Source organism: Haloarcula regularis (assembly GCF_029338315.1).
Classification (GTDB): domain Archaea; phylum Halobacteriota; class Halobacteria; order Halobacteriales; family Haloarculaceae; genus Haloarcula; species Haloarcula regularis.
Genome location: NZ_CP119794.1, coordinates 139249 through 164278, shown reverse-complemented (window position 1 = coordinate 164278; position 25030 = coordinate 139249). Strand labels below are relative to the sequence as shown.

At 66.8% G+C, this 25030-nt stretch carries 24 protein-coding genes and 4 pseudogenes; 15 read left to right on the top strand and 13 right to left on the bottom strand.

Annotated elements, in window-relative coordinates; all coding sequences use genetic code 11:
- Positions 1-6: 6 nt before the first annotated feature.
- The 4 genes and pseudogenes from P1N55_RS19870 to P1N55_RS00935 all read left to right on the top strand — a co-directional run bounded on the left by P1N55_RS19870 (position 7) and on the right by P1N55_RS00935 (position 3968).
- Positions 7-787: pseudogene (locus P1N55_RS19870) on the top strand (DUF5803 family protein).
- Between the two features lie 61 nt (positions 788-848).
- Entirely contained in the window at positions 849-1544 is a 696-nt protein-coding gene (locus P1N55_RS00945; RefSeq protein ID WP_276277171.1) for a competence/damage-inducible protein A, read from the top strand.
- A 213-nt stretch (positions 1545-1757) separates the two neighbouring features.
- Positions 1758-2827: pseudogene (locus P1N55_RS00940) on the top strand (ATP-NAD kinase family protein).
- Between the two features lie 106 nt (positions 2828-2933).
- Complete coding sequence (locus P1N55_RS00935; RefSeq protein ID WP_276277170.1) at positions 2934-3968, top strand: phosphate uptake regulator PhoU; 1035 nt, start codon at positions 2934-2936, stop codon at positions 3966-3968.
- A gap of 14 nt (positions 3969-3982) precedes the next feature.
- Here P1N55_RS00935 and P1N55_RS00930 read toward each other — a convergent pair whose 3' ends face one another.
- Positions 3983-5164: an LEA type 2 family protein gene (locus P1N55_RS00930; protein WP_276277169.1), complete on the bottom strand. Its 1182-nt coding sequence runs from the start codon at positions 5162-5164 to the stop codon at positions 3983-3985.
- Positions 5165-5250: 86 nt separating this feature from the next.
- Here P1N55_RS00930 and P1N55_RS00925 point away from each other — a divergent pair, with 86 nt between their 5' ends.
- The 5 genes from P1N55_RS00925 to P1N55_RS00905 all read left to right on the top strand — a co-directional run bounded on the left by P1N55_RS00925 (position 5251) and on the right by P1N55_RS00905 (position 8167).
- Positions 5251-5466, top strand: coding sequence for a DUF7525 family protein (locus P1N55_RS00925; RefSeq protein WP_276277168.1), 216 nt, complete (start codon positions 5251-5253; stop codon positions 5464-5466).
- 66 nt (positions 5467-5532) lie between these two features.
- The gene (locus tag P1N55_RS00920; protein ID WP_276277167.1) at positions 5533-5757 is read left to right on the top strand and encodes a DUF7123 family protein; all 225 of its coding nucleotides are present in this window, start codon (positions 5533-5535) and stop codon (positions 5755-5757) included.
- A 38-nt stretch (positions 5758-5795) separates the two neighbouring features.
- Positions 5796-6227 carry an SRPBCC family protein gene (locus P1N55_RS00915; RefSeq protein ID WP_276277166.1) on the top strand — a complete coding sequence of 144 codons (432 nt, stop codon included), beginning with the start codon at positions 5796-5798 and terminating at the stop codon, positions 6225-6227.
- A complete protein-coding gene (locus P1N55_RS00910; RefSeq protein ID WP_276277165.1) occupies positions 6224-7039 on the top strand; it encodes a carbon-nitrogen family hydrolase in 816 nt (271 codons plus the stop codon). The genes P1N55_RS00915 and P1N55_RS00910 overlap by 4 nt, the downstream gene beginning before the upstream one ends.
- 78 nt (positions 7040-7117) lie before the next feature.
- Complete coding sequence (locus P1N55_RS00905; protein WP_276277164.1) at positions 7118-8167, top strand: DUF4349 domain-containing protein; 1050 nt, start codon at positions 7118-7120, stop codon at positions 8165-8167.
- Between the two features lie 221 nt (positions 8168-8388).
- On the opposite strand, the gene P1N55_RS00900 is transcribed toward P1N55_RS00905, so the two are convergent.
- The gene (locus tag P1N55_RS00900) at positions 8389-10515 is read right to left on the bottom strand and encodes an AAA family ATPase (RefSeq protein ID WP_276277163.1); all 2127 of its coding nucleotides are present in this window, start codon (positions 10513-10515) and stop codon (positions 8389-8391) included.
- An 85-nt stretch (positions 10516-10600) separates the two neighbouring features.
- Here P1N55_RS00900 and P1N55_RS00895 point away from each other — a divergent pair, with 85 nt between their 5' ends.
- On the top strand, positions 10601-10735 hold the full coding sequence (locus tag P1N55_RS00895; protein WP_276277162.1) for a DUF7128 family protein: 135 nt from the start codon (positions 10601-10603) through the stop codon (positions 10733-10735).
- Between the two features lie 47 nt (positions 10736-10782).
- Here P1N55_RS00895 and P1N55_RS00890 read toward each other — a convergent pair whose 3' ends face one another.
- A complete protein-coding gene (locus tag P1N55_RS00890; RefSeq protein ID WP_276277161.1) occupies positions 10783-11214 on the bottom strand; it encodes a DUF5796 family protein in 432 nt (143 codons plus the stop codon).
- 99 nt (positions 11215-11313) lie between these two features.
- Between P1N55_RS00890 and P1N55_RS00885 the strand changes: the two genes are divergently transcribed.
- The 4 genes and pseudogenes from P1N55_RS00885 to P1N55_RS19530 all read left to right on the top strand — a co-directional run bounded on the left by P1N55_RS00885 (position 11314) and on the right by P1N55_RS19530 (position 13387).
- Positions 11314-12192 (top strand): shikimate kinase, encoded by an 879-nt coding sequence (locus P1N55_RS00885; protein WP_276277160.1) that lies wholly within the window; start codon positions 11314-11316, stop codon positions 12190-12192.
- Positions 12189-12476: a chorismate mutase gene (locus tag P1N55_RS00880; RefSeq protein WP_276277159.1), complete on the top strand. Its 288-nt coding sequence runs from the start codon at positions 12189-12191 to the stop codon at positions 12474-12476. The genes P1N55_RS00885 and P1N55_RS00880 overlap by 4 nt, the downstream gene beginning before the upstream one ends.
- A gap of 257 nt (positions 12477-12733) precedes the next feature.
- Positions 12734-12963 (top strand): annotated as a pseudogene (locus P1N55_RS00875) (hypothetical protein).
- Between the two features lie 9 nt (positions 12964-12972).
- Positions 12973-13387: pseudogene (locus tag P1N55_RS19530) on the top strand (PIN domain-containing protein).
- Between the two features lie 210 nt (positions 13388-13597).
- On the opposite strand, the gene P1N55_RS00860 reads toward P1N55_RS19530, so the two are convergent.
- The 10 genes from P1N55_RS00860 to P1N55_RS00815 all read right to left on the bottom strand — a co-directional run bounded on the left by P1N55_RS00860 (position 13598) and on the right by P1N55_RS00815 (position 23958).
- Positions 13598-14278, bottom strand: a complete 681-nt coding sequence (locus P1N55_RS00860) for a carbonic anhydrase (protein WP_276277155.1) — start codon at positions 14276-14278, stop codon at positions 13598-13600.
- Positions 14279-14484: 206 nt separating this feature from the next.
- A complete protein-coding gene (locus tag P1N55_RS00855; protein ID WP_276277154.1) occupies positions 14485-15222 on the bottom strand; it encodes a DUF7289 family protein in 738 nt (245 codons plus the stop codon).
- Positions 15219-15677 carry a DUF7266 family protein gene (locus tag P1N55_RS00850; RefSeq protein WP_276277153.1) on the bottom strand — a complete coding sequence of 153 codons (459 nt, stop codon included), beginning with the start codon at positions 15675-15677 and terminating at the stop codon, positions 15219-15221. The genes P1N55_RS00855 and P1N55_RS00850 overlap by 4 nt, the downstream gene beginning before the upstream one ends.
- A gap of 1 nt (position 15678) precedes the next feature.
- A complete protein-coding gene (locus tag P1N55_RS00845; RefSeq protein WP_276277152.1) occupies positions 15679-16662 on the bottom strand; it encodes a hypothetical protein in 984 nt (327 codons plus the stop codon).
- Positions 16650-17270, bottom strand: a complete 621-nt coding sequence (locus P1N55_RS00840; protein ID WP_276277151.1) for a DUF7288 family protein — start codon at positions 17268-17270, stop codon at positions 16650-16652. Before P1N55_RS00840 ends, P1N55_RS00845 begins: the two co-directional genes overlap by 13 nt.
- A complete protein-coding gene (locus P1N55_RS00835; protein WP_276277150.1) occupies positions 17267-17797 on the bottom strand; it encodes a DUF7287 family protein in 531 nt (176 codons plus the stop codon). Before P1N55_RS00835 ends, P1N55_RS00840 begins: the two co-directional genes overlap by 4 nt.
- Complete coding sequence (locus P1N55_RS00830; protein ID WP_276277149.1) at positions 17798-19834, bottom strand: type II secretion system F family protein; 2037 nt, start codon at positions 19832-19834, stop codon at positions 17798-17800. It abuts the gene before it with no gap.
- Positions 19835-20164: a P1/P2 acidic ribosomal protein gene (locus P1N55_RS00825; RefSeq protein ID WP_276277148.1), complete on the bottom strand. Its 330-nt coding sequence runs from the start codon at positions 20162-20164 to the stop codon at positions 19835-19837.
- A 3-nt stretch (positions 20165-20167) separates the two neighbouring features.
- A complete protein-coding gene (locus P1N55_RS00820) occupies positions 20168-22792 on the bottom strand; it encodes a type II/IV secretion system ATPase subunit (protein WP_276277147.1) in 2625 nt (874 codons plus the stop codon).
- 542 nt (positions 22793-23334) lie between these two features.
- Entirely contained in the window at positions 23335-23958 is a 624-nt protein-coding gene (locus tag P1N55_RS00815) for an RAD55 family ATPase (RefSeq protein WP_276277146.1), read from the bottom strand.
- 506 nt (positions 23959-24464) lie between these two features.
- Here P1N55_RS00815 and P1N55_RS00810 point away from each other — a divergent pair.
- On the top strand, positions 24465-24878 hold the full coding sequence (locus P1N55_RS00810; protein ID WP_276277145.1) for a type IV pilin N-terminal domain-containing protein: 414 nt from the start codon (positions 24465-24467) through the stop codon (positions 24876-24878).
- Positions 24879-25030 lie beyond the last annotated feature (152 nt).

Genomic DNA, 25030 nt, shown 5'->3' with positions numbered 1-25030 from the left:
AGAGCCATGCAACGGCGTCACTACGCGCTCATCGGTCTCGTCGCACTGCTCGCCCTCTCGGGCTGTACCGGCCTCTTTGGCCCCCAGGAGTCGGACCCGGCGCGCCTGAACCAGAACGCGAGTTACGACTGGGAGACCCCGGAGGACGCGACGCTCGTCGTCGACCGGTCGTCGTACACCGCCGTCTACGACGTGCGGAACAACTCGACGTTCGAGGTGTACAGCCGCGACGGGCTGGGCCGCGAACAGTCGGTGCCCATCCGCGCGCTCCGGTTCAGGTACGATAACGGGACGGTCATCAGCGCGGCCAACTCATCGATGACCGCGACGGAGGGCGGCCGGCGCACCGAGATACAGTTCCCGGGGAACGTCACCGGGGAGGTTGCGTTCACGGCGCCCCGCCTGGGCAAGACGTTCGCGACGCCGACGCTCGTAGACGGGGGCTCGTACGCAATCACGCTTCCGCCGGGCCCGCGTGGGCATCCCGCTGCTCTCGCAGGTCAGTCCCGGAGCAGACGGGAAGACCGTCGAGAACGACCGGCAGACGATCCGGTGGGAAGAGGTGACGACGCGCGGTGTCAGCGTCCGGTACTACCTCCAGCGCGACCTCTTTATCTTCGGCGGGGTTGCGCTCGTCGCCATCGTCGTCGGCACAGGCGGCGTGCTCTACTACTACCGGCAGTTACAGGAGGTCAGACGCCGACGGAAGGAGGCCGGAATCGACCTCGAAGAGGAGGACTACGACGACGACCCCCGGGACCGCGGTCCGCCGCCGGGGATGCGGTAGGCCAGTCGGACCGCGCGCCCGTGTCCCACAGTATTTGTATCACGGTTCCCTACCAGAAGGTATGCGTGTCGCGGTGGTAACGGTCGGCGACGAACTGCTCTCGGGCGAGACGGTCAACACGAACGCGGCGTGGCTCGGCCAGCAGCTGGCGGCCCGCGGCGTCACCGTCGAGCGAGTGACGACGATACCCGACCGCCTCGCGGACATCGCCCGAGTGGTAAACGAGTACCACGCCGAGTACGACGCCGTCGTCGTCACCGGGGGCCTCGGGCCGACACACGACGACGTGACCATCGACGGCGTCGCCGCCGCGTTCGGCCGGGACGTCGTCGAGAGCGAGGCGGCACTGGCCTGGCTCGAGGAGAACGGTGGGTACACCCGCGACGACCTGACCGAGGGCACCGGCGATGTCCCCGAGGGGGCCCGCGTCCTGCCGAACCACGAAGGCGTCGCTCCCGGCTGTGTCGTCGAGAACTGCTACGTCCTGCCGGGCGTCCCCGCGGAGATGAAGCGGATGTTCGAGGAGGTGGCCGAGGACTTCGCCGGCGAGAGCCGGTACGTCGCCACCGTCGACACGGCCGAACCCGAGAGTGCGTTGCTCGACCGCCTCGCGGAGGTCCAGGAGCGGTTCCCGGTGAAAGTCGGCAGTTACCCCGGCGACAACGTCCGGATCCGGTTCGAGGGCGGCGACGAGGCCGTCGTCGAAGAAGCGGCGGCGTGGCTGGAAGACCGCGTCGAGCGACCGGACGCCCAGTGACTGGTCGGCCCCGACCGGCTACCGGTAGAGGTACTGGAGCCAGAGGAACGTCACCAGCAGACCGCCGAGCGAGATGGCTGCGCCTGCGGCGTTGATGACGCCTGGCTGGACGTGACTCGCGAGCAGCGTGACCATACCTGGCGTTGCGTGGCGGGTGGCTTCAAAGGCACGTTCCCGGGTCCCTTTTGCCGTTGCTTGCGCTAGAGTGACCAGATGCGCAGAATCGGTGTCGTGGTCAACCCCATCGCGGGGATGGGTGGCCGCGTCGGCCTGAAGGGTACCGACGGGAAAGTAGCCGAAGCGCGCGAACGGGGGGCGGAACCGCGGGCCCCCGACCGGGCCGCCACCGCCCTGGAGTCGCTGGCCGAGGTGGCCGACGGGGTGACGCTGGTGACCTACGGGGACCCGATGGGGGCGTCGCTCGTCCGCGGGACCGGGTTCGACCCCGAGGTGGTCGGCGACCCGCGGGACCCCGAGGAGACGACCGGCGCGGACACCCGAGCGGCCGTCCGGGCCTTCGTCGAGGCCGGAGTCGACGTCATCCTGTTCGTCGGGGCGACGGGACGGCCGTCGACGTGGCCGAGACGCTCGAGGAGCTGGACGACGAGACGCCGATACTCGGCGTCCCGGCCGGCGTCAAGGTGTACTCGTCGGTGTTCGGCGTCTCCCCGCGGGCAGCCGGCCGCATCGTCGCCTCGTTCTCCGAGACCGAGCGGGCAGAGGTCAACGACATCGACGAGGACGCCTTCCGCGGCGGCGACGTGGTGACCGAACTCCGGGCAGTGGCCACCGTCCCGGTGGCCGAGCAGCGCCAGTCGGCCAAGCAACTGGGCGGGGGAACCGTCGAGACGCTGGCCGAGGGCGTCGCCGACAGCGTCGAACCGGGCGTCACCTACGTCCTCGGCCCGGGGAGCACCGTCGGTGCCATCAAGGAGGCGCTCGGGTTCCAGGGGACGACGCTGGGCGTCGATGTCTGGCGCGACGGGGAAGTGCTGGTCGAGGACGCCGCGGAGTCTGACATCCTCGCGGTCCTGGGCGACCGGAACGTGGTCGTCGTCTCGCCCATCGGCGGCCAGGGGTTCGTCTTCGGCCGTGGCAACCAGCAGCTATCCCCAGAGGTCATCCGGCGGTGTGACCTCGAAGTGGTCGCCTCCCGGCGGAAGCTCGACACCATCGGGACATTGCGCGTCGACACCGGCGATCCGACCCTCGACGATGACCTCCGGGGGTGGCTGAAGGTGCGGGTGGGACGCCACGAACGCCGACTCGTCGAGGTCCGATGACCACGTCCGCCCAGACTGTCCCCGCTCGAGACATGATTGTATTCATTTCTGGAGATTAAGTTGTGTATAGTCAAGATTAAGGTCTGGTGTCGCTAACCAAGGGGATATGGAAACGCGGAAGGTCCAGCGACTGGGTCCCTCGACGCTCGCGATGACGCTCCCCGCGGAGTGGGCGAGCGCACACGACGTCGAGAAGGGCGACGAAGTCTCGCTCCGAATGGGCGGCAAAGGCACGCTGACGGTCATGCCCGAGTCCGTCCAGACAGAGGAATCGGAGGCGATCATCTACGCGGAGAACTTAGACGCCGACGCCGTCGAACGGGCAATCGTCGCCCAGTACGTGCTCGGCCGCCGGGTCATCCACGTCGAGGCCCCCGAGGGGGGGACCCTCGACTCTGCTCACATCAACGCCGTCTACAACGCCGAGACGCAGCTGATGGGACTCGGCGTCATCGAGGAGACGCCCGAGCGCATCGCCATCCGCTGTTCGGTCGACCCCGAGGACTTCACGCTCGACAACCTGCTCGAGCGCCTGGAGTCGACCGGCTCGACGATGCGAAACGAGGCGATCAAGGCGCTGGCCCACGGCAACCCTGACCTCGCCCAACGCGCCCTCAACCGGGAGCGGCAGGCCAACAAGATATTCGTCCTCCTCCTTCGGCTCATCTTCACCGCCTACCAGAACCCGAACCTGGCGCGCGCGGTCGGCCTGGAGGACGGCTTCCCGCTCATCGGCTACCGCTCTATCGCGAAGAACCTCGAACTGACCGCCGACAACGCCGAGGACATCGCCGAGATCGCCCTGGAGGCGACCGACCACTCGCTGGCCGTCGACAGTTCGACCATGCGACGCATCCGTGACTTCACCGACCAGGTCAACGAGATAACCGAACTCGCCGTGCAGTCGGCCGTCGAACGCGACTACGACACGACCATCGAGGTCCGCAGGATGTACCGCGAGATCGGCGACAAGGAACACGAGATACTCAACGACCTCCCGGAGATGGACAATCAGGACCTCCTGCAGGTCCGTGAGGTGCTCGTCAGCCTCCAGCAGACCGCCGAGTACGCCGTCCGGAACGCCGAGATCGCGACGAACCTCGCGCTCAACGAGCAGTCCGAACACACCAAAATCCAGTAAGCCGGGTCGCGCGCCTACAGCAGGCCCTCGTCTTCTGTCGCAGTTTCTGTCGGCGTCGTCGTCTCCGTTGCGGTCGGCGACGCCGTCCCGGTGGCTGTCTCCGTCGCCATCGTCGAGTCGTCACCGAGGAGGCCGCCGTCGTCTTCTGTCGCGGTCGGCGTCGCCGTTTCCGTCGCGGTTTCTGTCGCCGTCGGTGTGGGAGTCGCTTCCTGGTCCTCGTCGTCGGTACCCGCTCCCGACGAGTCGGTACCCGTCGGGTATTGGGCCTTGTTCCCGAAGATGTCCGTCTCGATGGTCTTCTCGTAGTCGATGGCGTCGAGGTCCACGCGGAACGACTCGCCGCCGCCCTCGAGGACGAGGTAGAAGTCGATCCGGAGGTCGGTCACCTGGTTGCGCCGGAGGTGGGTGACCCACCACTCGTCCAGGTGCTGGTTCCGGATCGCGGTTCGTGCCTCGATGGTCTCCGTGGACCTTGGCGCGATGACGTATCCGCGTTCGGACTCGCCGGTCCCAACGGTCACGTCGTTCATCGTGACGGTGTAGCCGACCTTCGTGACGGCATAGGGGACCAGTTTGGGGTTGTAGACGGTGAAATCGAGGTCCAGCGGCGTCCGCTGGCGCGTGAGGTTCGCGCGGTCCCAGGTTCCCCGCGTCTCGTTGACATAGAGGACCGGGTCGGCGACCAGCGGCTGGGTCGCGTTCACCGGCCGCGTCTCGGTGGAGTTGAACTGGCCGACGACGTCGGTCTCGACGGTCCGGTCCTGTGTCGTCGAGACGGACCGGCCGAGCGTCGACGACGTCACGGTCGCGTCGACGGTGACGTCGGAGATCTCGCCGCTCTCGACGTGGGTGTACCACCACGCGGGGATGCGGTCGTTCCGCATCCGGGTGGTGAACGCGAGCGTGGAGTTGCCACGGGCCAGCCCCAGGCCCGCTTTGCTCCCGGTGGCCATCTCCACGCCGTTCATTCCCACCGTGTAGTTCACCGTGGCACCGCTCAGCTGGACCCCGACGGGGTTCGGGTTCGACACCCCGAGGTCCGTATGGACAACTGTGGCGGACTCCGAGACGTTCCCGAAGTGGTTCTCGACCGATTCGACGCTCGGTGCCCCCAGAACCCCCATCGCGAAACCGCCGCCGACGAGCACTGCCACGGCGAGCGCGCCGACGACGACGAGATTCAGTTTCCCTGCCATGGCGACCCTCTATTCTGGGGCGGTAAAGGCTATGTGGCCCGCGCCACCCCGAATGAACTAAGTGTGCTACAGCGGTACGACCGACAATGGCATCGAACTCGCCCGGGACCGACATGGGGATCGGTCTCGGCCTGGTCTTTGGAATCGTCGCGCTGGTGGCTGTCGTCCTGACCGCGGCCAACGGCTACGCCTACGCGCTGAACGGCGTCGCCTCGGTCCGGGTCACCAGCGGTATCGTCTTCGGTATCGGCCTGCTCGCGGCCGGGCTGTCCATCGTCGCAATCCACGTCTACGACGCCTAATCGCACGCTGGCGGCCGGCTCGCCCGCAAGAGCAACCGTTAAATTTGCACAGGCCCAACGTATAGTATGGCCGACTTCAGCGAGGAAGACCAGCGCATACTGGAGTACCTCCGCGACAGGGTCTCCCGTGGCGAGAGCTACTTCCGCGCGAAGAACATCGCCTCACAGATCGGCCTCTCGGCGAAGCAGGTCGGTGCGCGCCTCCCACGCCTCGCCGAGGAAGCCGACGAGGTAGAGATAGAGAAGTGGGGCCGCGCCCGGTCGACGACCTGGCGGGTCACCACGGGCTAGTCGGTGGATTATTGCGGGAGTAGACCCCACCCACAGGTATGACTGTCCGGGTCGAACGCACGATTACCGTCTCGGCAGCGCCGGAACGCGTCTGGGAGTTTATCGCCGACCCGGAGAAGCGAGCGCGCCCCATCAGCGTCGTCACCGACTTCGAGGTCGTCGACGACGAGCGGGCCAACTGGTACCTCGAGCTCCCGATTCCCGTCGTGAACCGGACGCTCCGCGTCGAGACCAGAGACGTCGAGCGTCGCCACCCGGAATACGTCCGGTTCGTCGGGAAGTCGAAGGTAATGCGCGTCCAGGGCGAACACGAGCTCGAGGAGACGGACGACGGCGGGACATCGTTGACGAACCGATTCGTCGTCGACGGGCGCCTCCCCGGCGTCGAGCGGTTCTTCAAGCGAAACCTGGACGCCGAGATGGACAACCTCGAAGCCGCGCTCCGCGAGGACCTCGAAGTCACAGCATGAGACTCACGCTAGCCCAGATTTCGGTCGACCCCGGCAGCGTCCAGGGCAACGTCGACCGTGCGACCGACGCAATCGAGCGCGCGGCCGCCGACGGCGCGGACCTGGTCGTGTTGCCCGAGCTGTTCAACGTCGGCTACTTCGCGTTCGAACTGTACGGTCGCCGTGCGGAGCCACTGGACGGCGAGACGCTGTCGACGATCCGCGAAGCCGCCACCGAGTACGGTGTCGCCGTCCTCGCCGGGAGCATCGTCGAGGACCTGGCGTCGAGCGCGGCCGCGGGACTCACCGTCCCGGCCGAGGAGGGGCTCGCGAACACAGCGGTGTTCTTCGACCGGGACGGCCGGCGCCGGGCGATCTACCGCAAACACCACCTCTTTGGCTACGGGTCGGCCGAGTCGGACCTCCTGGAACCCGGCGAGCGCGTGCCGACCGTCGAGTACGAGGGGTTCACCGTCGGTATCACGACGTGTTACGACCTGCGGTTCCCGGCGCTGCACCGCCGTCTCGTCGACGAGGGTGCGACGCTGACGCTCGTGCCGAGCGCCTGGCCGTACCCGAGAGTCGAGCACTGGAAGCTCTTCCCGCGAGCGCGAGCCGTCGAGAACCTCCTGTATGTCGCCGCGGCCAACGGCGTCGGAACCTTCGACGAGGCGGAGCTGCTCGGTCGGTCGACCATCTTCGACCCATGGGGGACGACGCTCGCAAGTTCCAGCGACGAACCGGCGCTGGTGACGGCCGACGTCGACCCCGGGCGCGTCGAGCGCGTCCGCGAGGAGTTCCCCGCGCTGGAGGACGCCCGCAGCGACTGGTGAATGTACAGCGGCTCTTTCACAAAAGACGCGTTTTGAGCGTCCCTGACCACTTTATTCCCGGAGTGAGGAGAGGGCACCATGCCCTCACGACCGACGATTGCGCTCCTCGTGGCCGCGACGCTGTTGCTCGCCGGCTGTGCCGGCGCCGGGAACCAAGTCAGTGCGAACGGCGGCGACGGCGCAGAGATGGCCGCCAGCGCCGGTGACGCCGGTGCACAGCAAGCGGCACCACAGCCAGCGGAGTCTGGCGGCGGCGACGGCGGCAACGGCGGGAGCGTCGCGCAGGCAGACCAGCTGCGCCAGCAGCGAGCCATCATCAAGACCGGTCGGATGGTCGTCGAGGTCGAGAACTTCTCGACCAGTCGGACCGCCGTCGCCGACGAGGCCAGGGGCATGGGCGGGTACGTCAGCGACTCCAACCAGCAGCTCCACCGGACCGGCGACGCGACGTGGAGAACCGGCTACATCGTCGTCCGGGTCCCCAGCGAGGACTACGAGGCGATGCAGGCGGCCGCCGCGGAGCGAGGCACCGTCGTCTCCGAGGAGACGGAGACGAAGGACGTCACCGACCAGCTGGTCGACCTCGAGGCGCGACTCGAGAACCTCCGCCAGCGCCGCGACCGACTGCGGACCTTCTACAGCCGGGCCAACGACACCGAGGAACTGCTGCGCATCGAGGAACAGCTCTCCGAGGTCCAGGGCGAGATCGAGCGTCTGGAGGCCCAGCGACGCTCGCTGGAACAGCGCGTCGCGTTCTCGACACTCAGGATCGAACTCCGGGAACCCGCCCCCGGCGCGGGCGACATCCGGACGCAATATCACCAGCAGTCGCTCGTGGCCGTCTTCCTCGGGTCCGTCGAGGACGTCTACGTCTTCGGGCGGGCGACCCTGGTGACCGCCGCGGCGGCGCTCCCGTGGCTGGCGGTCCTCGCGGTGCCAGCCATCGGCGCTCGGCGCCTGCTCAGGGGGCGCAGCCTCTCGCTGCCCTCCATCCGCTCGTCCGGATCGGAAGCGGAGGCGGCAGACGCCGCCGAGACAGCGGACGGCCCGAGTGATGCGACCGGGGCGGAAACCGACGAAGTCGAGGCGGGCGCCGCCGACGGCGAATCGCGAGACGACAGCGGGTAGATACGGCCGACACCAATCGTTTTTTGAGGGTGGGGTGGGTATACCAGCGCGCCGGCACGGCGCTTTTCACGTCACGCCGGTACCTAACGCCCGTCTCGCTGCTCGGCCACACGGCGTCGCTCGTCCGCCAAAGGCTGTCCGGACAGCCTTTCTCCTCATCCACCCACCTTCCGCGGTATACCTTCGCCACGCTTCGCCGAGCCCTCGCGCCGGCTCGGCGGCTACCGCTCCCGTTCCCGTTCGAGCGCCCGCTCGAAGTGCTCTCGGGTGATGACCACCTCGTCTGCACGCTCGCTCGCGGCTTCGGGCCCCAGCTCGGCGGCGGCCTCGCGGATGGCGAGCATCGACGCCTCGCGGACCACGGCCTCGAGCTGCGCCCCGGAGAACCCCGCCGTCTCGGCCGCGAGGTCGGCGATCGAGACGTCCGGCGCGAGCGGCTTCTCCCGGGTGTGGACCGCGAGAATCGCCTCCCTGGCGGGCGACTCGGGATTTGGCACCTCGACGTGCTGTTCGAGGCGTCCCGGCCGCAGGAGCGCGTCGTCTATCATGTCCCGGCGGTTCGTCGCGGCGAGAACGACCAGGTTGGGGTTCTCGGTGATGCCGTCGAGCTCGGCCAGCAGCTGCGAGACGACGCGTTCGGTCACCTCGTTGCCCTGCCCGCGGTGGCTGGCGATGGCGTCGATCTCGTCGACGAAGATGATGCTCGGCGCGGTCTGGCGCGCCCGCTCGAACAGTTTGCGGACCGCCTCCTCGCTCTCGCCGACGTACCGGTCCATGATCTCCGGCCCGGCGACGTGGATGAAGTTGACGTCGCTCTCGCCGGCCACGGCCCGCGCGAGCAGCGTCTTGCCGGTGCCCGGGGGGCCATACAGCAAGATGCCGCTGGGCGGGTCGGTGTTCGTCGCGGTGAACAGGTCGCCGTAGGCCAGCGGCCACTCGATGGTCTCGGTGAGGACCTGTTTGACCTCCTCTAAGCCGCCGACGTCCGCGAAGGTCGTATCGGGCGACTCGGCGACGTACTCGCGCATCGCGCTCGGTTCGACCGTCGCCAGCGCCTCGTCGAAGTCGACTTTCGTCACCGCTGGGGAGTCCCGGTCGCGTCGCAGAGCGACCATCGCCGCCTCCGTCGTCAGCGACGCCAGGTCCGCCCCGACGAATCCGTGGGTCCGGGCGGCGATGCTGTCGAAGTCGACGTCGTCGTCGATGGGCATCTCCCGCGTGTGGACCTCCAGAATCTCGCGGCGACCCGCCTCGTCCGGGACGCCGATCTCGATCTCGCGGTCGAAGCGGCCGCCGCGACGGAGTGCGGGGTCGACGGCGTCGACGCGGTTGGTCGCCCCGATGACGACGACGTTGCCCCGCTCCACCAGACCGTCCATCAGCGTCAGCAGCTGGGCGACGACGCGGTTCTCCATGTCCGCGTCCTCGTCGCGCGAGCCCGCGATGGAGTCGATCTCGTCGACGAACAGGATGGCGGGCGCGTTGGCCGCCGCGCGGTCGAACGCCTCACGCAGGCGTTCCTCGCTCTCACCCTTGTACTTCGAGACGATTTCGGGCCCGGAGATAGTGTCGAAGTAGGCGTCGACCTCGTTGGCGACGGCACGGGCGATGAGGGTCTTCCCGGTCCCCGGCGGGCCGTGCAGGAGCACGCCACTTGGCGGGTCGATACCCAGGCGGCGGAACTGCTCGGGTTCGGACAGCGGCAGCTCGATCATCTCGCGGATGCGGTCGAGCTCCTCGTCCAGGCCGCCGATATCCTCGTAGCTGATGCCCGTCTCGGTCTCCGCGGCGTCGGGGTTCACCCGGTCGTCCCCGGACGGCGCGGGCGAGGCCTGCTGGCGCTTCTTCTGGCCGTCTCCCTCCCGGTCGAGGACCGTCACGCGCGTCTCGTCGGTGACCTGCACGGGGCCGTCGGGCGTCGTCCGCCGGACGAGGAAGGTTCCCAGGCCCTCGACGTGGACGCGCTCGTCGGCCTGGACCATCCGATCCAGGAGGCGGTCACGGACGGTGTACTCGTACTCGTCGGTCCCGGGGATGGGGTCGACCGGCTGGACGGCAATGTCGGTGGCCGCCACCACCGACCCCTGGCTGACGGTCACCGTCTCGCCGATGTTGACGCCGGCGTTCGCGCGGGTGTCGGCATCGATGCGGACGAACTCGCCCTGTTCGTCGGCGGGCCACACCTTCACGACGGTCATCCGGTCGCCCTCGACGATGACGGGGTCGCCGCTCAGGACGCCCAGCTGGCTCCGGGCGGACTCGGGGAGGCGGGCGATACCGCGTCCGGCGTCCCGCTTGTGTGCCCCCTCGACCGTCAGTTCGATGCCCTCGTCGCTGGACCCACTCATGGCGGTCTGTAGCGCTCGGACGCCCTTGAGGATTCCCTTCGTGTCGCGGGAAAACAATATACGGGCGCACGTCAGAGAGTGTCATATGGTGGTCACGACCGAGCGCGACGACATGACCTGGTACAAGTGCGAGACCTGTGGGCTGATGTTCGACGACCAGGACGACGCGCGCCAGCACGAGTCGAACTGCGACGACGAGGACCCGTCGTACATCCAGTGAGCGAGCGCGGGGAGCTGTGAGGGTCGCGTGGTTCCCGGCTCAATCGTTCAGACGCCGTCCGGGACGACCTCGAAACTCCGCTCGCCCATCTCGTCCTCCTCGAAGACGAAGACACGCCCGTCCGCGACGTCGAAGTCGACGTCCACTTCGACGCGCATCTGGTGGTCCCTGACCGTGACGCCGGGGAACAGTTCGTCCTCTGCGCCGTCCTGGAGGATGACCCGGCCCACGCCGCTGTCCTCGATGATGTCGTCGTGTGTCCGCAGGTCGTTGACGTAGACGAGGATACCCGTCGTCTCTGTCTCGTCGGTTACCAGCACGTGCGTGTCCTTGCCCGGGGCGGTGCGGACGCTCTCTGCTACCTTCGACGGGACGCCGTGATAGAACGCCGTCCGGCCGTCCAGATACTCGACGGCGACGCCGTCCTCGGTCAGTTCCACGGACAGGGTCGAGGGCGCGATGTCGGACCGGTTGCTCATACCCGATCATTCGGCCCCCGACCCAAAAACTGCGCGTTGTGGCCGGAGCGGTGGCCGCTTCCGCAGGTAGTAAATACTCCCGGGCGGGAGTAGGGAGCGATGGAAGGGAAGGCAGCCGCGCCCGCCGCCGGAACGGTCCTGAACGCGCTCTCGACCGGCCGGGGCTCGGCGTTCGCCATCGACGAGTACACCACCGCGACGGTGGAGCTGTGGACGGACGAGGAGGGCATCACGGGCGAGGTCGACGGCGCGCCCGAGGCCGACACCCGCCTCGTCGAGCGTTGCGTCGAGTACGTCATCGACTCACACGGCGGCCCCGAGACGGTCGGATTCCCTGCTGTGTCGGGCGGCCACGTCCGCACCGAGAGCGACATCCCGATGGCCTCGGGGCTGAAGTCCTCGAGTGCGGCGGCGAACGCGACGGTGCTCGCGACGCTGGACGCCCTCGACGCGACGGAGCGGATGACCCGCGAGGACGTCGCTCGGCTGGGGGTCATGGCCGCCCGGGACGTCGGTGTGACCGTGACCGGGGCGTTCGACGACGCCTCGGCCTCGATGCTCGGGGGCGTCACCGTCACCGACAACGAGGCCGACGAACTGCTGGCTCGCGACGAGGTCGACTGGGACGTGCTCGTCTGGACGCCGCCCGAGCAATCGTTCAGCGCGGACGCCGACGTCGAGCGGTGTCGCAAGATAGCGCCGATGGCCCGCCTCGTCGAGGACCTGGCGCTGGACGGCGACTACCAGCGGGCGATGACGGTCAACGGGCTCGCCTTCTGTGCCGCGCTCGGCTTCGAGACGGAACCACTCGTCGAGGCCATGAGCCAGGTCGACGGCGTCTCGCTCTCGGGCACCGGGCCGTCCTTTACGGCGGTCGGCGACCGGCGGGCGCTCGAGCAGGTCAGGGAGTACTGGGACCGCCGCGACGGCCACACGCTGTTGACCACGACACAGACGGAGGGAACACAGACAGTATGAGCACGAACCCCGAAGACATGTCGCTCGAGGAACTGCGCGACGAGATACGGAGCATCGACCAGGAGATCGTCGAGAAGATCGCACAGCGGACCTACGTGGCCGACACCATCGCCCAGGTCAAGGCGGAGAAGGACCTCCCGACCACCGACGAGGCCCAGGAGCAGGCCGTCATGGACCGCGCCGGCCAGAACGCCGAGAAGTTCGACGTCGACTCGAACCTGGTGAAGGCGGTCTTCCGGTTGCTGATCGAGCTGAACAAGGTCGAACAGCGAGAGAGCCGATAGACGATAGAACGGCTATTTCAGGCCATCTAGCCGCTTATTAGTCGACAGGAGTGTCGATCCTCGACGTCACTTGCGAATTTTGGACTCGACGAGCAGTCGGAAGACCGGACACTCGTCTGCATCTAGTACGTTCCAGCAACTCCGTTCAAGTACCTCGCCCAGTCTCGGTGAGAGAAACACCGCGAAGCTAGCGGTCAGTTCTTGTTGCTGTGCTCCCACCCAAAAACACAATATACTGTGTACACATAGTTTTCTGTATGCCTAGTATCACCGTCAATGTCGACGACGACCTCAAAGACCAAATGGAGAGACACCCGGAAATCAACTGGAGTGAGGTTACCCGACAGGCCATCCAGGAAAAAATCGAGGCACTCGAAGTGATGGACGAACTCACGTCAGGGAGTGAACTCACCGAGAGCGACGTTGCCGATATAGCCGATAAATCAACGAGAGCGCGCGCAAGCGCGTCGAAGAGGAGTCGGAGTAGCCTCAACGAATGAAGCTGGTCGTCGATGCCAACGTCGTTATCTCCGCACTCATCGCTGACTCGAAAACTCGTGAACTCATCGTCACACTCGAACCCGACCTCACGACACCCGAGTTCGTCTACGAGGAGAGAGAGCTACACAGAGTTGATCGTCGATAAGTCCGGCATGGATCCAGAGCGAGTCGCCAAGTTCGTCGACCTTCTGTTTCAGTATATCGAGGTCGTCCCTGCTAGCAAGTTCTATCCTTACATCGAGGAGGCCGACGCAGCGATCGGTGAGACTGATCCCGACGACGTGCTGTACGTCGCCTGTGCTCTGGCCGGTGATGCAGCCATCTGGAGCGACGACACTGACTTCGACGAGCAAGATGTCGTCGAGGTATATTCGACGACCGATGTGATCGGCATATTCGACACGCGCTAACTAACCGATCATCCTGATTGTCGGTCACAGAAGTTTTGTATATATACACCGTCTAGTGAAAGGCGCTGTATCCTGTTCTTAACAGTGTGAGTTCATATAGCCTGGCGTTGTTTTCGAAAGAATCCATGGTGGATTTCAGTACCTGAACGAGGTAGAGCAGCGCGAGAATCGATAACATCCGCGCCCGGGCAAGGCAGCGGCGGCTGACCGCTAGTACTCCCAGAGCCGATTGATTCTGCCTGCGACCGACGGATTGTCCCCGCGCAGCGTCTCGACGTCCGTCTCGCCGTCGACGTTGATGACGTGGACCTCCCCACGTCGCTCCGAGTAGACGTCCTGGAAGTCGTAGACGACGCCCACGACGTCGGTGTCGTCGGGCACGTCCTCGCTCTCGCGTAGGAACTCGACCTGGCGGTCGACGTTGTACTCGACGAGGTGGTTGACGGCCTCGCTGTCGGAGAGGCCGTCGGGCAGCGCCTCGACGCCGGATTCGAGGTGGGGTTTCAGGATGTCGATGCAGTGCTGGATGCCCGGTGCCTCGTCGACGCCGTCGGTGAGGGCGGCGTAAGTCGCCGTCACGGCGCCACAGCTGGTGTGGCCGACGACGACGACGGTGTCGGTGCCCGTGTGAGCAACCGGGTAGAGGACGTCGCCGGAGACGGCCGGGCCCGAATCCGTGTGCTGGACGACACGGTTCCCGATGTTCCCGGCGGTAAACAGGTGGCCGGGCTGGTCGTTGCCCCACATCCGGTCCTGCAGGACCCGCGAGTCCGAACAGCAGACCGTGACGGCATCCGGATACTGAGCGTCCTGCACGTCGTCGAAGCGATCGGCAAACTCGCGAGCGTGGTCGGCGTTGCCCGCGAGGAGGCCCACGACAGTCTCGTTCATACCACTACGACTGGCCGGGCCGGATAAAGGGTTTGATGAATCGGACGCTCGTCGGCATCACAGTTGGCCACGCTGAGAGTGTGACCGGGGCAGCGTCGGCGGTCCGCCCTCGTGCGCAGGCGGCGATGCCACTCGAAGAGTGAGAATCGACGTTCAGGAGCGACCCCGGCCGACTGCCGACGGACGGCGGGTCGACCGGGGCGTGTTCAGTTGTCGAACCGAACCTCGACGTCGGTCACGGCGACAGTCACCTCGCTGGTCGTCAGCGTGCAGGTAACGGTGTCGCCGCTCCGGGAGCAGGCGTCGGTCGCCTGCTGGGCGTCGAGGTACCGGAACCAGGCCTCGCTGCGCGGGCTGGTCACCGTCAGCGTGACGTCGTCGTAGACGCCTGCGGTCTCGGTGTCGGCCCGAAGGACGGTCGTTCCGGCGTGCGTGGTCCGAACCGTCGCGCTGCGCTGTCCGGCGACGGACGTCGAGCCGACGCCCTCGGTTCGGACGACTGGAAGCACGGTGTACTCGGTGGTCAGGAGCATGGCCGGTGAGTCGACCATCACCTGTCCGTCCGGGTCCGAGCGGATCACCGCGCCGTTCTCGTAGACGACGTCCGTGCCGGTCCTGCCGTCGAGGACGACGGGCGTGACCGCGAAGGTATGCGTGAACCCGTCGGCGGGGACGTCGATGGTGATCGTGGTCGTCTCTGCCGCCGCGAGCTGCGAGCCGTACAGTTTCACCGTCGTGGTGCGACTCGGCACTTCGTCGCGGACGACGTCATCGACGTTGTCCGAGAGGACCTCGAACGACCGGACGCCGTTGGTGACGCGCTCGGCGTCCTGGACGTGGCCCAGGGTCGCGAAGCCGCTGACGCTGACCAGCGCGACCATCACCAGGACCATCGAGAAGATGACGACGAACCCGACCGTCGAGCTCTGCCCGCGGTGGTTCATCCGGTCACCTCCAGGGTGCCCGTCGCCCGGTCGTACGTGACCGTGACGGGCCCGCCGTCGACGGTGGTCTCGGCGATGGGGGTCCCGGTCGTCAGGTCGACGGCCGCCGAGACGCCCACGGACGGGCTCGTGACGACGAGGCGGTACCGGTAGGCGTCCCCGGTGGTGCCGACCTGCTCGATGGCGATGCGGTACTGTTCACCGGCGACGCGTTCGGGCAGTCGGTCGGTGACACGGACCGTCGTTGGGGCGTCGGTCGCCCGGACGAGGGTGTCCGCACCCGCCAGCTGGTCGGCCAGCGAGTTACCGAGTACCTCCAGTTCCGTCTGGGCCGTCTGGTCGCGTTCGGCCGTGACCAGCGACCCAGTCGACGTGAACAGCGAGATGACCAGCAACAGCGTGATGGCGAGCGTGGTCACGAAGCCGATGGCCGGGGAGACGGCGCGGTCGCGCATCTCAGGCACCTCCCTCGACCGTCGTCTCGGCGACGTACTCCACGCTGGCGGTCACGTAGGTGACCCGGACCGTGGCCGACGCAATCTGTCCGTCGGCGGTCGGGCCGGTGGACGCGTCGAGGCCGAAGTTCCCGTCGTCGACGCCGGTCGGCGCGTGCTCGACGAGCATCGTGTAGGTGCCCGCGACGCTGTCACCAGCCCGGAACGCGACGCTTGCCGGCGCGTCCAGGTCACCGAAGGTGGCGAGCGCGCTGCAGGATCCGGCACCGTCTATCGTCCCCGCCACGGGGTCGATGCGGACCAGCTGACCCGGCGGGCCGGTGACTTTGCACGGACTGTGCAACGTCCCGGTCGCGTCTTCGACGCGGACGACGACGGCCGACTGGTTCGCGTAGACGAACAGCCGCCAGGTGTCGCCGTCGGCGTCGGTTACGACCACGCGGTAGACGCCGTCCCCGGTCAGGGTGGCGGCGTCTCCGTCGAGGTCGGACTCGACCAGGGCGCTCTCGGAGACGTTGAGTCGAAGGTCAGACACCGCGACGACGTCGCTCGCGACCGTCCAGTCGGCGTCGGGGCTTGCCGCGCCGCTGCGGAAGTCCCGCGACGAGACGGTCTGTGCGATGCGCGTCTCGTGGGTCGAGTCCACGAGGGTCACGTCCGCGCGACCGCCGCGCATCGCCGCGTCGTCGTCTGCGGCCGCGCTCCAGTCGGCGACGCTCGATTCGAGTTCGGTCCGGAGTGCGGCCTGGCTCTCGTTGCGGTTCGCGTTGGCGTAGGCCATCGACCCCGCGACACCGTCTGTCGCGGCGGCCGTGAAGCCGAGTGTCTCGCGGGTGTCGTCGCTGCCGGTCGTCGCCATCGTCTGGGCAAACGCCGAGGCATTCAGCACCAGCGTCAGGGCGACGAACAGGACGGCGATGCCGAACGTCGTCACCAGGAGCACCTGGCCGCGCTCGCTCGCCCTGGCTGCGCTCAGGTAGTCCACAGGACCACCTCCACGGAGACGACGTTGTAGACGCCGCTGCCCGCCGCGTCGTCAGGGGCGTAGAACGACCCCGAGGAGACGGTGTCGCCGCTCGGCACCGCGGCCGTCGCGACCGACCCGTCGTCGTCGTAGTACAGCGGGTCGTCGTCGTAGAGCGTCACGAGCGTGGCGACGCGGACGGCGTCGTCACTGGGCGTGCCGCTGTCGACGATAGTCCTCGTCGCGGGGTCGTCCCCCGGCCGCTGGTAGCGGACCTCGACGTTGTAGACCACGCCGTCCCCGGCGAAGCTGCGCCGGAGCTGCTCGCCGAACGCCGTCGGCAGGTCGCCGTTCGCGTACCCGGAGTCGTAGGTATCGAGCCCGTAGAACGCCTCGGCGCTCGGGTCCCAGTAGAGGACGGTCCGCTTCAGCGACCCGTCCGCGGCGGCGTCGTCGAGAACGCCCCCGGCGACCCGTTCGAGCTGGGTCACCGAGTGGGCACTCGCGGTCGTCGCGCTCTGTGGCGTGACGGCCGTCGCCTGGAGCGCGAACAGTATCGCACCCAGGAGGAGCAGCGCCGAGACGAGCGCCTCGAGCGTGAACACCTGTGCTCTGTCGTGCACGGTCACCAGACCTCCACCACCAGGAGCGCCTTCGTCCCCGCGAGGGAGACGTGGCGCTCTGCGGTGACGACCGAACCCTCGCCGGACTGGTAGGCGTCACCCACGGCGAGCGGGATGGCGCTACCGGTACACGGTGCGACGACACCGCCGTCCATGCAGAGGACGGCGCTGTCGGTCCGGCCCGCGTCGTCGGCCCGTATCGAGACGGTGACGCGGTAGCGGTCGTCGATGCCCAGCTGGTCGGTCAGGGGCTGGCTCGTCTCGAGCGTGGGACACGCATCGGGGCTGTCCTGGCCGAAGAAGTCGGCCGTGCACGCCGGGTCGAGCGCCGCGGACGCCGGCTCGCCGAGGTGGAAGTCGACGAGCTGGTTCGCGACTCGATCGGCGACCATCGGGGTCTCCTGGTCGCCCTGGGTCGAGGAGACGAGCCCGGGGACGAACATGAAGACGAACCCGACCACGACGAAGAACACCGCCATCCCCGTCAGGAAGTCGAGGGTCACCTGGCCGCGAGCGATGTGGGACGCGGACATCTACGCCACCACCGTCCAGACGGTCAGAGAGAGCGCGAGGAGCACGACGACGTACTTCGCGCCGGCACGGAGGCTGGCCTCCCGGAGGTACCCGGAGATGAGGCCGGCGAACACGGCCTGGATGGTCACCGCGTGGAAGAACATCAGCGAGAGCAGGTTCGCGTCGATGCCGCCACCGAGCGAGATGCCCGCCGCGCTGCCGGTCCCCGGGCCGGTCCCGAACCCCGCCATGACGTCGATGAACTGCACCTTCAGCAGCGCCATCACGCCCAGCAGCGTCACGTAGGTCATGAGCACGATGGCCACCTGCATCATCGAGCGGGAGTGGCGTTCGCGCCGGAGGTCGTCGGCGTTCTCGCTGGCGCTCGCGGCCGTCGAGAGCACCACGGCGATGTGGCTCGAGGCCTCCTGGGCCTTCGTGACCAGCTTCACCGTCCGGGCGAGCTGGGGCATGTGGTACTTGTTGTTGAACTCGATGAGTGACTCCTTGAGGCTCATCCCGAAGTGGACCTTGTGGTGGATGAGCCGAAGCTCCCGGGCGAGCTTGTCCGAGGAGGTCTCGGAGACGGTCTTGATGGACTCGAGCACCGTCGCCCCCGTCGCGTTGACGGAGGAGAGTTTCAGGAGGGTGTCCGAGAGGGTCCCGAGTATCGCCCGCCGGTCGCGCTGGTTCCAGGTGTGAAAGACCGCCATAGGGATCACGACCAGGAACAGCGGGATGTAGACGTAGACGAACGTCGACCACACCGGCTGCTGGACGACGCCGGCCCAGGACGTCGGGACGACGCCCGAGAGGGCCGCCGCCGCGACCAGCGAGACCGACGCCGGCACGCTGAGCGCGAAGGTGTACAGCGGGTTGTCCCTGAAGAACAGGTGTGGCTTGCGCAGGAGCGCGACGGTCTCTTCGAGGTTTCGCCTGGCGGCGATGCGGTCGAAGATGTGGTACGTGCCCGTGAACGAGGTGATGAACCCGATGTTGTTCAGGCCGGACCGTCGCTCCGTGTCGAGCCAGATGCTGGCGTTGCGGGGCTTGATGAACCCGTCGCCGAACTCGTCGCGCTTGATCGTGGTGACCAGCACCAGGAACGCGAGCGCGATGGTCGGGATGAGCGCGTAGACGGTGATATAGAGCATCATCCGCGACGCGTTGCCGAGCATGTTCATCACCACCAGGATGATGATGAGCAGCAGGGGAAACAGGGAGATGGTGATGTACATCTCGCCGAGCAGCTCGAGCACGTCGAGGGTCTGCTCCTGTTCCTGCTTCGCGGTGCGCATGTACTTGTGCTTCTTGTCCTCCAGGAACTGCGTCATGTCACCACCGCTGTGGATGATCGAGAGCATGTCCACGAGGAACTCCCGGAGCTCGTCGCTGGGGGAGTGGTCCATCTGGTTCTTGATGGCCGTCCGATAGTCGACGTCGAGCGTCTTGGTCTCCCGCACGATGGCCTGGAACTCGCGGGCCACCTCGCCGTAGGTGTCGTCGGCCTTGGCCATCGCCTCGAGCAGCTCGAGCTGGTTCAGGCCACCCAGCGAGAGGGCGTACATGAACGACACCGAGTCCGACAGCAGCATGTTGATCTCGCGCTTGCGCTCGTTGGCGCGCAGGTACGGGATACCGACGACGGTCCCGAACCCGCCAGCGAAGCCGAAGCCGCCGAGGGCAAAGCCCAGCAAGAGGACCACGAACGGCGCTCTGGCGGTTCGCACGAGGTCGACGAGGGCGCCGCTGTCGGGCAGCGGGACGCCCAGGAGCGGCCCGGCGAAGAAGCCGAGCGAGGCAAGGAGGTACCCGAGTCCGATGCCGAGGACCCAGAACACCAGCCCCGTGAGGACGCCCACGGCGATGGCGCGAGAGAGATACATCTCGACGGTGTCGGGCATCCGCGATTCGGCGAGCTTCGAGTCGACGGACTGGACGAACGGTTCGTCCTCGTCGAAGAGCAGCTCGTAGACGGGATAAAACAGGTTCCCCAGCTGGTCCCCGTTCCCCTCGAACGTGCGGATTGATGACTGTGCACCGGTCTCGGTGGCCATCTACGCCTCCGACCTGTCGCTCGAATCCACCGCCTCGCCGTCGACGTCGTCAGGCCGAGCGGTCGCCTCGGCGGACTCCTCGTCGCGTTCGTGGGCGTCGCTGACGGCGTCGGCCGACTCGTCCGCGTCGGCTTCGAGCGCCAGTTCGCCGGCCTCTACGGCCGCCGCTTCCGTCGCCGCGATGTCGACGTCCTCGAGGGCCGCGACGACGGCCTTCACGCGGGACGTCTCGACGTCGCCGCCGGCCGCCTCGATCGTGGCGGTCAGGTTCTGTTCGTTGATCTCCGCACCGGTCTCGTGCAGCATGAGCACTGCGTAAACGTATTCCATTGCTTACTCCGTAGATTCCGCGTCCGCTCGGTCGTCGCTCAGTTCCACGGCCTCGGGGCTGTCAGACTTCGTCTCGCCCATGCCGTCGGTGGCCAGTCCGTCGCGAATCTCCGCGCCCGCGGCGCGGATGGCCTCGGGCAACGCCCCGAAGAGCGTCCCGGCCGACTGCTCGTGGTAGTCGCCGAATATCGTCGACTCCGCGACGTCGAGGATTTCCTTTGCGAGCGCGGCCGTCTCCTCGCCCGGTGCCGGGCGGGGGACGAGTGCCTCCTTCGCGGGGTCGATGTCGATGAGGACGCTCTCCATCTCCCGGAGGTCGGCGAGACTCTCGCCGAGTTCGCCGTGGGCCATCAGGCCCAGGATGGTGTCCGGGTCGTTGATGAACGCCTGGAGCGTCGCGGCGACCTCCGAGTAGTCGGAGTAGCCGTTGTCGATGAGGTAGGCCAGCACCGTCTTGCGCTTGAACAGCTCGTCCTCGAGCTGCTCGCTGTCCCACCCGCGGTCGAACTTGATGTCTTCCAGGGTGTTCGAGCGACCGAGGCGCAGGAACTCGTCGGTCTCCGGTTGCCACTCGTATATCTCCCGGACGTTGATCTCGTCGTTCTCGGGGTCGTAGTGGTTGACCTCGGTGATGGTCTTGTTGCGCCGGACCTTCCGGCCCTGCACGCGGGTCTGGGTCTGGACCGACACCAGGTCGAGCCCGGTGAACATCGTCTTTGAGACGTTGATGGGCGCCGTGGTGAAGCGCTTGAGCACCTCGCCGACAGAGTCGGCGTGGAACGTCGTCATGGTCGTGTGCCCGGTGGACATGACCTGGAAGAGCGTCCGACCCTCCTCACCGCGGACCTCACCCATCACGATGAACTCGGGGCGCTGTCGGAGCGCCGCTTCGAGCAGGTCGAACTCGTCGACGTCGCCGGTACCGTCGTCGCCGAAGGAGGGGCGGGTGACGCTCGCGACCCAGTTGCGCTGGGGCAGCTCCACCTCGCGGGTGTCCTCGATGGTGACGATCTTGCTGTTCGACGGGATGAAAAGCGAGATGGCGTTCAGGCTGGTCGTCTTGCCCGACGCCGTGCCGCCGGCGAAGACCAGGCTGCGGTTGTTCTCGATGGCGAGCCACAGGAACGCCATCTCGTCCAGCGAGAAGGTGTTCCAGTTGATGAGGTCGATGGGCGTGTACGGGACGTCCTTGAACTGCCGGATGGTGTAGTTGGTCCCGTGGTCCGACACCTCCCGCCCCAGCGTGAGCTGGGCGCGCGATCCGTCAGGCAGCGTCGCGTCGACCTGCGGGCGGCGTTTCGAGATGCCCTTGCCGGCCCGCTGGGCCAGCTTGACGACGAAGTTGTCGAGGCCGGCCTCGTCGTGGTGGACGTTCGTGATGATGTTCTCGTACTCGGAGTGGTAGACGAACACCGGCGAGTTGTAGCCGTCACACGAGATGTCCTCGACGTTGACGTCGTGCTTGATGCCGTCGATGCGCTCGTAGCCGAGGAAGTCGCGCTGGAGCACGTAGAGCAGGCGTTCGACCTGCGCCTCCGTGAGCGTCCCCGCGTCTTCGGCCAGCACGGCGGGTTCCGGCCGGGCCTTCAGCCCGCGGAGTTCGCCGTCGTGGTCCTCGCGCGCCTCGCGCTCGCCGAACAGCGCCCGGAACTGGTCGGCCACGCTGTCCTCGGGGCCGCCCTCGAGGAGGTCGTACTGCTCGAGCAGTCGGAACGTCTCGTCCTCGATGATGACCGACCGGTCCTCGTCGGACCCGTCGATGAGGGCGTCGTCCTCGGAGTACTTGATGGCGTTGCGGAGGCGGCCCGTCAGGTAGTCCCTGACGTTGACCTCGATGTCGTTCATGTAGGGCTCGACGAGGTAGTACTTCTTCTCGTTCTCCTTGACCGAGTGGAAGACGACCACGAACGCGTAGGGCTTGTGGACCCAGTAGCGCTCGACCTCGACGAAGTGGCGCTTCTTCTCCATCGACACTGCCTTCTCCAGGTCGTAGCGGTTCGCCAGCGTGGTGCAGCCGTCGACGTCGGAGAAGAACAGGTCCTCGTCTATCTCGGGGTTGACGTTGACCGTCCGCTCCTCGACGATGCCGTCGAGTGCGTCGGCGAACGCGGCCGCGCGCGAGAGCCGTGACTCCACGTCTTCAGGAGCGAATCCGAGGAACGACTCGGCGTCGAACGGTTCGACAGACCCGTCGGCGGCCCGCGGGACGTCGCCCTCGTCGTCGTAGTAGTACTCCCACTTGAAGTGTTCCCAGGTGTACTCGTCTTTGGTGACCGGCGTCTCGACGATCCAGTCGCCAAACTGGGCCCGGAACTGCCGGCCGGCGAGGCAGCCCTCGCCCAGCTTGGCCGGGAACCGGTCGGGGTGGAACCCCAGGTATGCCTCGGGCGAGAACGCCGTCGCGCTCCAGTCACGCACGTGCGTGACCTGACTGGCTTGCTTCCGCCGACCGAGTCGGCCCAGGAACCCCTGCTCGAGGTCGGCCGCTTCGCTCGCTTCCTCGACGACCGCAGGGACGTCGTCGGCGTAGCCGACTTCGGCCATGAGGTCGTCCCAGGTGTATGTCCCGACGGCGACAGGTTTCGGCTGTCGTCCGTCGCCGGCCGTGGGCTGCCGTTCAGCAGCCATCGGCCACCCCACCCTGCGTTGCTGACACCGCTCTGATCGTACGTTCCTTCATTGAGTCGCTCCTGAACACACGTCGGCAGCCGCGAACACCGACTCACCGGTGTTATCCCTTGCGTACCCGTTACGTATGTTTACGTTCCAATCAACGACAGGTATCAAATTGGTAATAACCCCTGTAACGGTCCGTACAGAGCTGCTACCGTGCAGGCTATGCCTGACGGGTGTGGAAGTATCGCGGTACCGGGTAAGAATGAATTACCTACCACGCCCCAGTGGTATTATTTTCACTTGCGAGACGGCGTGGCGAAAGCTGGTCGAATCGGGGTCAAAATTGACCGAATCGAGTTCAGAACGGCTCGCCTTCCGTGCGGAGTGGTAGCAACGAGTCCAGTCCGAGGGTCATGCGGTGGAACGTGGCGGGTGCGAATCCGGAAGATCGGGAAGCACGACTGGACAGGCGGACTCGGCGAAGACCCAGGACACCCTGGTGACAGCGAAGCAACCCGCGACCAGCAGGCCGGCGCGAAGCCACGAGCGGGGATTCAGGCGATGTCGCGGCTGGTGTCGATGGCGACTTCCTGGGTCAGTTCCAGTTTGAGGGTCTCGTCGAAGGGGACCCCGCCACGGAACTTCGGCACGATGAGCCGGTTCTCTATGTTCTCGCCCCGGACCTCGGTAGAGAGCTCGAAGATGACGTCCGCGAGGTACTCCGTGATGTCGCGCTGGGCGTGCACCTGCCGGCCGTCGAGGCCGTGGAGGACGGCGTAACTGTCCTTCGAGAGGAGTTCGCTGCGGACGTCGTTGAGGAAGTGGAGGTACTCCTGTGTCTGGCCGCTCTCGAGCATGTCGATGGTGTCGACGATGACCGTCGTGTTCGAGGGGGAGTTCTCGATGAGCGCCAGCGCCTCGGTCAGCGGGCGTTCACCCAGAGCGTGGATGTTCGTCGTCTCGAGCGTGCCGCCGGCGTGCTCGATGGCTGCGCGGACCGCCGCCGGCGAACGGGCAGTGGTGAGATACAGCGTCGGCCGCGGGGCCGTCAGCTCGTAGAGCATCTGTTCGGACTGGCTGGCGGGGTCCGCCGAGAGGAGCACGAGGCTCCCCGCCGGCAACCCGCCGGCGAGTTTCCGGTCGAGGACGCCGATCCCCGTCGGGAGGTGGTCGGTCATCGGGCCGCCCCGCGGCGTGCTGGTCCGCGCTCGCACGCGTGCGGAGCGCCGCCGCGCTCGAAGACGAGGCGGACCGCGGTACTGTCGTGTGTTCGGATGTCGAGTGGCATTCGCTGTCTGATCGTTCAGGTCCAGCAGACGTTGTTAATACCACACATACGTTCGTCGATATACCGGAAGCATACTGCTAAATCCTCGGAATAAAGCCACTAACATCTCGGAATAGTACTTCTACTGTCCAGTAAGGCCCGGTTATTGCTGAAATAACAATGACCACATAGGGAGTTTGAGAGAGTTGCAGAGATGGCCGATAGGGTGCGCGGAATCGCGGTGACGCCAGGACGGGGTTACCGGAATCCCGCCCGCAAACGGATGCCTGCCGCCGACGGCAGGCCGGCGTGACGGTGTGGGGGGCCGCCAGGGGCGGCCGACCGACAACCAACGTCCGCGGGGGGTCGACGATTTGTGTCGCGAACACGCCCGGGAGTCATCGAGCACAACCAACCATGCAACTACAGCACTTCAAAGCGATGTTCGACGAGGAGAACGCAGTGTCGCCGGTCATCGGCGTCGTCCTGATGGTCGCGATCACAGTCATCCTCGCGGCCGTCATCGGGTCGTTCGTCCTGGGACTCGGTGGCTCCTCGAGCGTCACGCCACAGGCGAGTTTCGACTTCGACTACGACGGAAATGCGGTGACCATCACGCACGACGGAGGCGATACCATCGACGCCGCTGACCTGACCGTCACGGGCTCTGTCTCCGGCGACATCACCAAAGTGGGCTCGCTCACCGACGTCTCGGCGGGTGTGGAACTCGTCGATGGAGAGACCATCGACTCCGGCGAGACCATCCGGGTCGTCTACAACGACCCCAACACCGACAAGAGCGCCGTGCTGGCGGCCTCCGTCGCCCCGTAACCACGGCTGAGTCGACGACGTCGACGACTCCCGATTCCGGCGATTGACCCGCCCCCGACCGGGACGGGGCCGACCCGGGAGCGCAGACCGACGAGACGACTACCAACAATTTCCCATACATGAACCACGGACCCACCCCGACGATTGCCCGC

Coding starts and splice junctions, on each gene's coding strand:
- P1N55_RS00945 (WP_276277171.1), top strand. CDS start 849: ATGCGTGTCGCGGTGGTAACGGTCGGCGACGAACTGCTCTCGGGCGAG.
- P1N55_RS00935 (WP_276277170.1), top strand. CDS start 2,934: ATGGAAACGCGGAAGGTCCAGCGACTGGGTCCCTCGACGCTCGCGATG.
- P1N55_RS00930 (WP_276277169.1), bottom strand. CDS start 5,164: ATGGCAGGGAAACTGAATCTCGTCGTCGTCGGCGCGCTCGCCGTGGCA.
- P1N55_RS00925 (WP_276277168.1), top strand. CDS start 5,251: ATGGCATCGAACTCGCCCGGGACCGACATGGGGATCGGTCTCGGCCTG.
- P1N55_RS00920 (WP_276277167.1), top strand. CDS start 5,533: ATGGCCGACTTCAGCGAGGAAGACCAGCGCATACTGGAGTACCTCCGC.
- P1N55_RS00915 (WP_276277166.1), top strand. CDS start 5,796: ATGACTGTCCGGGTCGAACGCACGATTACCGTCTCGGCAGCGCCGGAA.
- P1N55_RS00910 (WP_276277165.1), top strand. CDS start 6,224: ATGAGACTCACGCTAGCCCAGATTTCGGTCGACCCCGGCAGCGTCCAG.
- P1N55_RS00905 (WP_276277164.1), top strand. CDS start 7,118: ATGCCCTCACGACCGACGATTGCGCTCCTCGTGGCCGCGACGCTGTTG.
- P1N55_RS00900 (WP_276277163.1), bottom strand. CDS start 10,515: ATGAGTGGGTCCAGCGACGAGGGCATCGAACTGACGGTCGAGGGGGCA.
- P1N55_RS00895 (WP_276277162.1), top strand. CDS start 10,601: ATGGTGGTCACGACCGAGCGCGACGACATGACCTGGTACAAGTGCGAG.
- P1N55_RS00890 (WP_276277161.1), bottom strand. CDS start 11,214: ATGAGCAACCGGTCCGACATCGCGCCCTCGACCCTGTCCGTGGAACTG.
- P1N55_RS00885 (WP_276277160.1), top strand. CDS start 11,314: ATGGAAGGGAAGGCAGCCGCGCCCGCCGCCGGAACGGTCCTGAACGCG.
- P1N55_RS00880 (WP_276277159.1), top strand. CDS start 12,189: ATGAGCACGAACCCCGAAGACATGTCGCTCGAGGAACTGCGCGACGAG.
- P1N55_RS00860 (WP_276277155.1), bottom strand. CDS start 14,278: ATGAACGAGACTGTCGTGGGCCTCCTCGCGGGCAACGCCGACCACGCT.
- P1N55_RS00855 (WP_276277154.1), bottom strand. CDS start 15,222: ATGAACCACCGCGGGCAGAGCTCGACGGTCGGGTTCGTCGTCATCTTC.
- P1N55_RS00850 (WP_276277153.1), bottom strand. CDS start 15,677: ATGCGCGACCGCGCCGTCTCCCCGGCCATCGGCTTCGTGACCACGCTC.
- P1N55_RS00835 (WP_276277150.1), bottom strand. CDS start 17,797: ATGTCCGCGTCCCACATCGCTCGCGGCCAGGTGACCCTCGACTTCCTG.
- P1N55_RS00830 (WP_276277149.1), bottom strand. CDS start 19,834: ATGGCCACCGAGACCGGTGCACAGTCATCAATCCGCACGTTCGAGGGG.
- P1N55_RS00825 (WP_276277148.1), bottom strand. CDS start 20,164: ATGGAATACGTTTACGCAGTGCTCATGCTGCACGAGACCGGTGCGGAG.
- P1N55_RS00820 (WP_276277147.1), bottom strand. CDS start 22,792: ATGGCTGCTGAACGGCAGCCCACGGCCGGCGACGGACGACAGCCGAAA.
- P1N55_RS00815 (WP_276277146.1), bottom strand. CDS start 23,958: ATGACCGACCACCTCCCGACGGGGATCGGCGTCCTCGACCGGAAACTC.
- P1N55_RS00810 (WP_276277145.1), top strand. CDS start 24,465: ATGCAACTACAGCACTTCAAAGCGATGTTCGACGAGGAGAACGCAGTG.